Source organism: Chryseobacterium taiwanense, assembly GCF_000813825.1.
GTDB classification, from domain to species: domain Bacteria; phylum Bacteroidota; class Bacteroidia; order Flavobacteriales; family Weeksellaceae; genus Chryseobacterium; species Chryseobacterium taiwanense.
This window is the reverse complement of sequence record NZ_JWTA01000024.1, coordinates 1-7,245: the sequence shown is the minus strand read 5'-3', so window position 1 is coordinate 7,245 and position 7,245 is coordinate 1. Positions and strand designations below refer to the sequence as shown.

At 34.5% G+C, this 7,245-nt stretch carries 7 protein-coding genes; 5 read left to right on the top strand and 2 right to left on the bottom strand.

The window, feature by feature from the left end; all coding sequences use genetic code 11:
- The first annotated feature begins 361 nt into the window (after positions 1–361).
- Entirely contained in the window at positions 362–1,042 is a 681-nt protein-coding gene (locus tag RM51_RS18805; protein ID WP_039373280.1) for a Crp/Fnr family transcriptional regulator, read from the top strand.
- 357 nt (positions 1,043–1,399) lie between these two features.
- On the opposite strand, the gene RM51_RS18800 is transcribed toward RM51_RS18805, so the two are convergent.
- The gene (locus RM51_RS18800) at positions 1,400–1,882 is read right to left on the bottom strand and encodes a winged helix-turn-helix transcriptional regulator (RefSeq protein WP_228375835.1); all 483 of its coding nucleotides are present in this window, start codon (positions 1,880–1,882) and stop codon (positions 1,400–1,402) included.
- A gap of 26 nt (positions 1,883–1,908) precedes the next feature.
- Here RM51_RS18800 and RM51_RS18795 point away from each other — a divergent pair, with 26 nt between their 5' ends.
- The gene (locus RM51_RS18795; RefSeq protein WP_039373275.1) at positions 1,909–2,700 is read left to right on the top strand and encodes an SDR family oxidoreductase; all 792 of its coding nucleotides are present in this window, start codon (positions 1,909–1,911) and stop codon (positions 2,698–2,700) included.
- 23 nt (positions 2,701–2,723) lie between these two features.
- A complete protein-coding gene (locus RM51_RS18790) occupies positions 2,724–3,041 on the top strand; it encodes a nuclear transport factor 2 family protein (protein WP_039373272.1) in 318 nt (105 codons plus the stop codon).
- Positions 3,042–3,490: 449 nt separating this feature from the next.
- Here the strand turns inward: RM51_RS18790 and RM51_RS18785 are convergent, their stop codons facing one another.
- A complete protein-coding gene (locus RM51_RS18785) occupies positions 3,491–3,844 on the bottom strand; it encodes a winged helix-turn-helix transcriptional regulator (protein ID WP_039373269.1) in 354 nt (117 codons plus the stop codon).
- Positions 3,845–4,008: 164 nt separating this feature from the next.
- Here RM51_RS18785 and RM51_RS18780 point away from each other — a divergent pair, with 164 nt between their 5' ends.
- Positions 4,009–4,743: an SDR family NAD(P)-dependent oxidoreductase gene (locus RM51_RS18780; protein ID WP_039373268.1), complete on the top strand. Its 735-nt coding sequence runs from the start codon at positions 4,009–4,011 to the stop codon at positions 4,741–4,743.
- Between the two features lie 480 nt (positions 4,744–5,223).
- Positions 5,224–7,185: an ankyrin repeat domain-containing protein gene (locus RM51_RS18775; protein ID WP_039373266.1), complete on the top strand. Its 1,962-nt coding sequence runs from the start codon at positions 5,224–5,226 to the stop codon at positions 7,183–7,185.
- Positions 7,186–7,245 lie beyond the last annotated feature (60 nt).

Here is a 7,245-nt window from a genome sequence, read left to right as displayed (position 1 = left end):
TTTCCTATTAGGCCAAGGATAGTATCGTAAACATTACTCATTATTTGTTATTTTCAATAAAAAAATAACTGGATAAATAAAAGGTAAAAAATTTAGCTGTATCAGTATGTATATGAAGAGTATGTGTCTTACTATTTATCCAGTATACTTAAAAATTCGTTATATAATAATTTATCTCTAGATTCTCTTCATTACATGTAAGTCATTCCTTAAAAAGACTTTCTTTCCTATTTCAAGAGCAATTTTCTTACTTTTGCAAAAATAATCTGTTTAGAAAGAAAACTTGGTGATTTAAGTAGGCTTAAAATGTGATTTAAGTTAAATTTTGAGTTCTTTTTCAATTTTTAAGAAGTAAAAAATTATGATTTCAAAATTTATTTTTAATAATCAATATCTTTTTAACGATCTTCCTGAGTATGATAAAAATTTACTTATGGCTGCGATGAAAAGTAAAAACTACCGTAATCATGAAGCTATATTTACAGATGGTACAAAGCCGACCGGGATCTACTATTTAAATGAAGGTAAAATAAAGAAATACAAAGTAGACAATGATGGCAGAGAGCAAATTATTTACATTTACAGTTCTGGCGAATTTTTTGGATATTCTGCTATTTTGAGTAATGAGACTTACGGAGATACCACTTTAACTCTTGAAAATTCTGTTATCTCTTTTATTTCAAAAGATGATTTCCTGCATATCCTTGACCAATCTTCCGTTTTTTCAAGACTCTTATTAAAATCCCTTAGTCACGAGTTTAGTGTTATGGCCAACCTCATGGCTGTATTATCACATCGCACCGTCAGAGAACGGGCTGCTCTCAGCCTACTGATCCTTCATGATAAATATACCACTAGCGAATCCATGGAAAATGTTTTTATCACGCTATCCCGAATTGATCTGGCCAATATGGTAGGTACAGCAAGAGAAACCTTAGCCCGTATTCTCAATGATTTTAAGCAAGAGAATCTTATCAAAATTGAAGGCCGCAAAATTCAGTTAACCAACATTGAACAATTGGCTCGTATTGCCAATTTTTAAAATCATTATTAAGATTTTAAAAATAAAAATATAGTAATTACAGCTGGAATTAAGGGACTCGAACCTATTTTTAGTAAGCTCCTATACCACTCTATTTTTTAATCTTCAAATAATTCTTGCCATAGACTTGAATCACTGTTCAAAATATAATTCTGCTGTTCTTAAGTAGTTTAGTTCTTTGTAAAAAGAGTCATATTTTTAATATTATAGTAAAAGTCAAAAATAATTTTCCATCACATAAATATCATGAAAGAACCGAGCTTTGCATGAAATCAAAAACAAAAGCTATAATTTAAATCACACATAATTTAAGCTTTAATAGAATATGGTAAAATCCGGAAATCTCAGAAAAAAACTTTAATTATCATCTGTATCAAACGATCTCTGAATACTCTTTAAAATTAAGGTTCTTAACCGTTCTTCATGCTGGTCTCCCCACTGTCCTAAAGCACCTACAACAGGAATCAGACTTTCACCAAACTCAGTTAAGCTGTATTCTACTTTTGGAGGTACAACAGCGTAAATTTTCTTCGTGACCAACTCATGGTTTTCCAGCTCTTTTAACTGAATATTTAAAACTCTTCGCGATGCATCCGGAATTTTACGTTGTAATTCGCTCGGTCTTTTATGTCCCTGATTGATAAACCAAAGAAGACGGATTTTCCATTTACCGTAAAGCACTTCACCGATCAGGTCAAGACCACAATTCAGATTTGGAATTATTTTTCTTTCATACATAATGTAAAAGTAAGCGTATGTTCCGATTTGTACAATAGGGGAATAATTTATCCCTATATGAATCGTAATTCCGTACTTGTACGAACTGTTTTTATCCCCCAATTTTGTCCTATAAACAAATCTAAAAAATGGAACAATTTAATTATAACAATGAGTTATCAGGCAAAATTGCGTTGGTGACAGGAGGTACAAAAGGAGCAGGAAAAGCAATTGCAGACAGACTGCTACAGGCTGGCGCAACGGTTATTATTACGGCAAGAAATGCACCTGAACAAGAAAACAATAACCTGTATTTCATTGCATCCGATCTGAGTACAGCAGAAGGAGCGCAAAAAGTAGTAAAAGAAGTGCTTTCGGGCTACGGAAGACTGGATATCCTGGTTAATAACCTTGGTGGATCATCTACTCCTGCAGGTGGGTTTGCCTCGCTTAATGATGAGGATTGGGAATCAACACTACACGCGAATCTTTTGGCTCCGGTTCGACTGGACAGAGGATTTTTACCGCAAATGATCGAACGAAAAGCTGGTGTTATCATCCACATTGCTTCAATTCAGGGCAAATTACCTCTATATGATTCAACTTTGCCTTATGCAGCGGCAAAAGCAGGATTGAGAAACTACAGCAAAAGCCTATCGAACGAAGTTACCCCTAAAGGCGTTCGTGTATTGACGGTTTCTCCAGGCTGGATCAATACAACAGCATCGGAAGCCTGGCTGGGCGAAATTGCAAGAAACTCGAACAGTACTGTAGAAGAAGCACAACAAGGGGTAATGAATGCATTAGGGGGAATCCCTTTCGGAAGACCTGCTGAACCTGCTGAAGTAGCCGAATTTGTAGGTTTTCTGGTTTCACCAAGAGCAAGCTATTTAACAGGAACAGAATATGTAATCGATGGAGGAACACTACCAACCATTTAATAATCATTTAAAAAATAGAAAATATGAATTTACCAAATGTAATCAACGAGTTAGTAAAAACACAGAATAATTTTGACAGTGCTGCTTATGCCCAATGCTTTGCAGAAGCAGCCATAGTTTTTGATGAAGGCAAAACTCATAACGGGAGAAAAGAAATCGAACAATGGATCGACAAATCCAACAAAGAGTATAAAGCCACAATAGAGCCGGTAGATTATGATGAAAAAGAAAATATTTTGTCGGCAAAAATTACAGGAACATTTCCGGGCAGTCCGATTATTTTAAAATTTCATTTTGAACTTGCTGACGGAAAAATTCAGCACTTAAAAGTAACAGATTAAGATATGCAAAAAATATATTTCTAAAACCTGACGGCGTATCATTTCTGTGAAATGAGGATTCAATAAAAGCCATAAAAATAGTCCGTCATCACAAGTTGTGAGACGGACTTTTTATTCGATACTTAAAACAATATTTCAGCAGTATCAACCTTTCATATTCAGTCTTTCCTCCTTTAATCCAATAGTCTCAGATGCTTCCAGATTGTACAAACACGACTAGTTTAGCTGACTTAGTCGCTTTCTGAGTTCATTCTTAAATACATATTATCGTTACCATATTGAAGCTCAGAAGAATAGAAAAAATTGAGATCGTTATAACAAGCTATTTAACAGATCGTAAAAACAACAATGTTGATTTCTCTGCTTGCAAAAATGTTCTAAAAACGATTACCATAGCTTGCCGGAAAATTGAAATACCTCCTAACATATTGAATTTCTAAAAGGTACTTTTACTTCCCAACAATTACTTTTCGATGCTCAGTTCCCCAATCTGCCAAGGTATCGATGATTTTTTTTAAAGTCATACCGTATTCTGTCAGTTGATATTGGACAGTTACGGGTTGCGTATCGTTCACGATACGTTTTACGAGTTGGTTCATCTCCAGTTCCTTCAATTCTTTACTAAGCATTTTATTGGAGATGCCTTTCACATCATTTAAGATATCAGAAAAACGTCGTTTGTTGTAATAACAAACCGATGAAATTATGGAGATTTTCCATTTGCCATTCAAAACGTCCATCGCATCATGGACAGCCATAATTTGTTTTTTATTATTGTCGTTATCTAAGCAATTAATTTCCATAATAAGTTACTTTGTTACCCAAATGTTACTGTTACTTTTAGTTACAAAGTTACTAAAATAAATTTATTCAATTTACATTTGCATCGTTATAGAAATCGATTTCAACAACAAAAGATGTAAAAAGTCAGACTAAAAATTAATATCAATCATTTAAAATTTAAAAAATGGATTTTACAAATAAAAATATTGTAGTTACAGGTGGAAGTGCAGGAATTGGATTGGCAACCGCGAAATCATTTATTGAAAAAGGAGCAAAGGTTTTAATAACAGGAAGAAATACGGATGCATTAGATAAGGCATCACATACAATTAATAGTCCTGCATTAAAAACTTTAGCCTCTGATATTTCCAAAATGGCAGACATTGCAACATTGGAACAAAACATTGCAGAAAGTGGTCATAAAATCGATGTCCTTGTTTTGAACGCAGGTATAGCAAAACAATACTCAATTGAGGAAACAACTGAAGAGGTGTTTGATGATTTGTTCAATATCAACGTGAAAGGGTTGTTCTTTACGTTACAAAAACTAATTCCACATTTAGTGGAAGGAGCCTCTATAATTCTTATTTCCTCCGGAGTTTCAGTCAGTGGCTACGCGCAAATGGGAGCTTATGCTGCCACAAAAAGTGCTGTTGATGCTATTGCACGTACAGCAGCTACGGAATTGGCAGACAGAAAAATCCGTGTCAATACCGTGGCTCCCGGATTAACCGACACTCCGATGAACCAACAGACTCCGGAGCACATTAAAACAGCTATTGCAGCTGCAGTTCCTCTTAAAAGAATCGGCGAAGCGGAAGAAATTGCAAACGCCATTGTTTTCTTGGCCTCAAGCGAAGCTTCGTATATCTCAGGTTCATATCTATCAGTAGATGGAGGTGTTACTATTCGCAGATAATAAACTAACAAACGGCATTCGATACGGATGCCGTTTATATAATTTACTCACATTAAAACTATAAAAATATGTATTAATATTATTTTTTGACCGTATAAAGTAAAACGAAACAGAAAGCTGCAGAGCGAACACCAGAATATTGGCTGCAAAATAGGTCTTTTCATAGCGTAGTTTTTATCCTCTTAAATTTTAGAAAATTTTGAGCAGATTTTCCAAAATCCTTTTGAAAAAATAAATTAAACAGAATATAATTATTTTATTACAAATTGATATTAAGCAGATTAACGTAGCGTAATAAAATCTTATATTTGTTAATGTTATCTCTTACCGCATCAACCTGGTACTGCTCTTGAATCTATTTTTATAACCTTAAATATTACGTATAATGTAGATATCCTAATAATAACCATACTAAAAACCAAAGCCATGAAAACAACTATTAACCTTTTATTGATCATTATTTTTAATGTCTTTTTTTCAGTGTGCCGAGCTGCTGAATTCCCTTGGTTTAATGTTCAGGGATTTGAGGGTTGGGTGGAATACACCACCAATACCTCAGCTGATAGACGCATCAATGTATTACCTAAATTATATGGTCCCGCCGGAGTTGGGGAATTCGGAGGCGCAAATGTCGACCCATCCAAACTTGTTGTGATAAGGCCCAATGGGGATATTGTAATAAAATATCTAATACTCTCTTCAACAGCCAAACTTCCGATGGATTTTAGGACGAATGTTGCAAAGAGTATAATTGGCAATGGTTTTAAGCCATCAGGGTTTGACCAAACTGGACTGGACAATTATCAACTTGTAATTCCAAAAATAAAAAATATTACGGTGAAGGTTATTATTGATGGAAATGTAATCAAACAGGAAACTTTAGGAAATACATTTACATCATCAGAATATACCGGGGATTTTCTATTTAAAACAGATGATGAGAACTACTCCAATATTTATAACGGGGATTTTAAGATCTCGCTTGATTATGAATTTCCTTATGAAACCTTTAGTGGTCTAAGCCTGAAAATAGATCAGACCGCCCTTACCAATATAAAAGTTGAAGCTTTTCGAGAAGTGATCAGAAAAGCTAAAAGTAGTGGAAGCAAAATGTGGTTTATCGATACCCGAAAAAAAACGATCAAGACGATCGAAAAAGAACGTATTTCAACTTCATCAACTTCTAGTTATACTAACAATGTTGACATTGTTTTAAGGGATCCTGATGAAACGATCCTAAAACATCTAGATAATTTGTTAGGATATGTTCCATTATCTAAAAATGACTTTATCAGCAGACATGCCCAGCTACAGGCTACAGCACTGGCCGCTTCTAAGCCTGAGTTGGGTAAATTAAGCGCGGAATATGTTAAGGCAACTGAAGATAATAATGAGCCTGCTCAAATCGATATATTAGCCTCGCTGGCTGCTCTTGAAAAAGGAGACATTCTTTCATTTTTTGCATCAGGGGTATCTTTTAAGCAGAGTAGTACAAGTGCATCGTACAGTTTTAGCTCCATACTCGAAACAAGTGTATCGAGTACAGAATCGAATTTCTATACGATGAACATAATTAAAACCTTAGATTACAGCTACCGTACACAAATAACAGAGTTCCCACACTTAAATTTTGCCATTCAAAATTCACAGAACAACAGAAATTTCGAGGTTTTCGGAACACTTATGCCAAACATTAACCAAATTAATGCAGTAGTTTTAAGTTCTGTACAATCAAATAATTTAACGAACTTAAGATATGCTTTATTAAAAGGAGGAAACCCTAATGTAAGAGAACCAATAGACTTGAATCCTGCGCTGAATATTGCTGTATCACAAAAAAGAACACAAATTATTTCCGAACTCCTTAAAAGCGGTGCAAATCCAAATTTACCCAATCGACATGGGGAAACTGCCGTTAGTCTAAGTAGTGATGTCGGAGATATCAATATTAGGGCGATGATCCGCAGTTGGGAAGAAAGAAAGGGGCAAACCAAATTAAGTATAGGTCTTGATCCAAAATTCGCAATCAGTAATGTGTCTATAAATTTTAACGGCATGGTGAAAAACTTTAAGCCTGAATATGATGCCGCGAACCAAACGTGGTTTACAAAAGCTATCGAGGAATATCCATGCCTTTATAATATGAATGCTGTAATTACCTTATGGACTAAGGTTGAAACACAATATAATAGTCAAACACTTCACAGTACATTCTTAAATGCAGGTTTTACTGCAACATACTCCACTACTGGATATACTTATACCAAGATGGTTCCTATATACGATAGAATTAAGATAATCAATGGAGGTAATAACTCGTACAATTACAACCTTATCGTTTCTCAAAATTTATATATTTCAGAAGCTAACGGGAAAACAAATGATATTTTTACACCAGTACAGTCCAATGATCCACTAGATGGTGTGATGTTCAAATTTTAATTTGATAATAGTTTCTAAAGAAAACAAAATTTCCGGTTAGCTTATTCTTGAAATTAAATT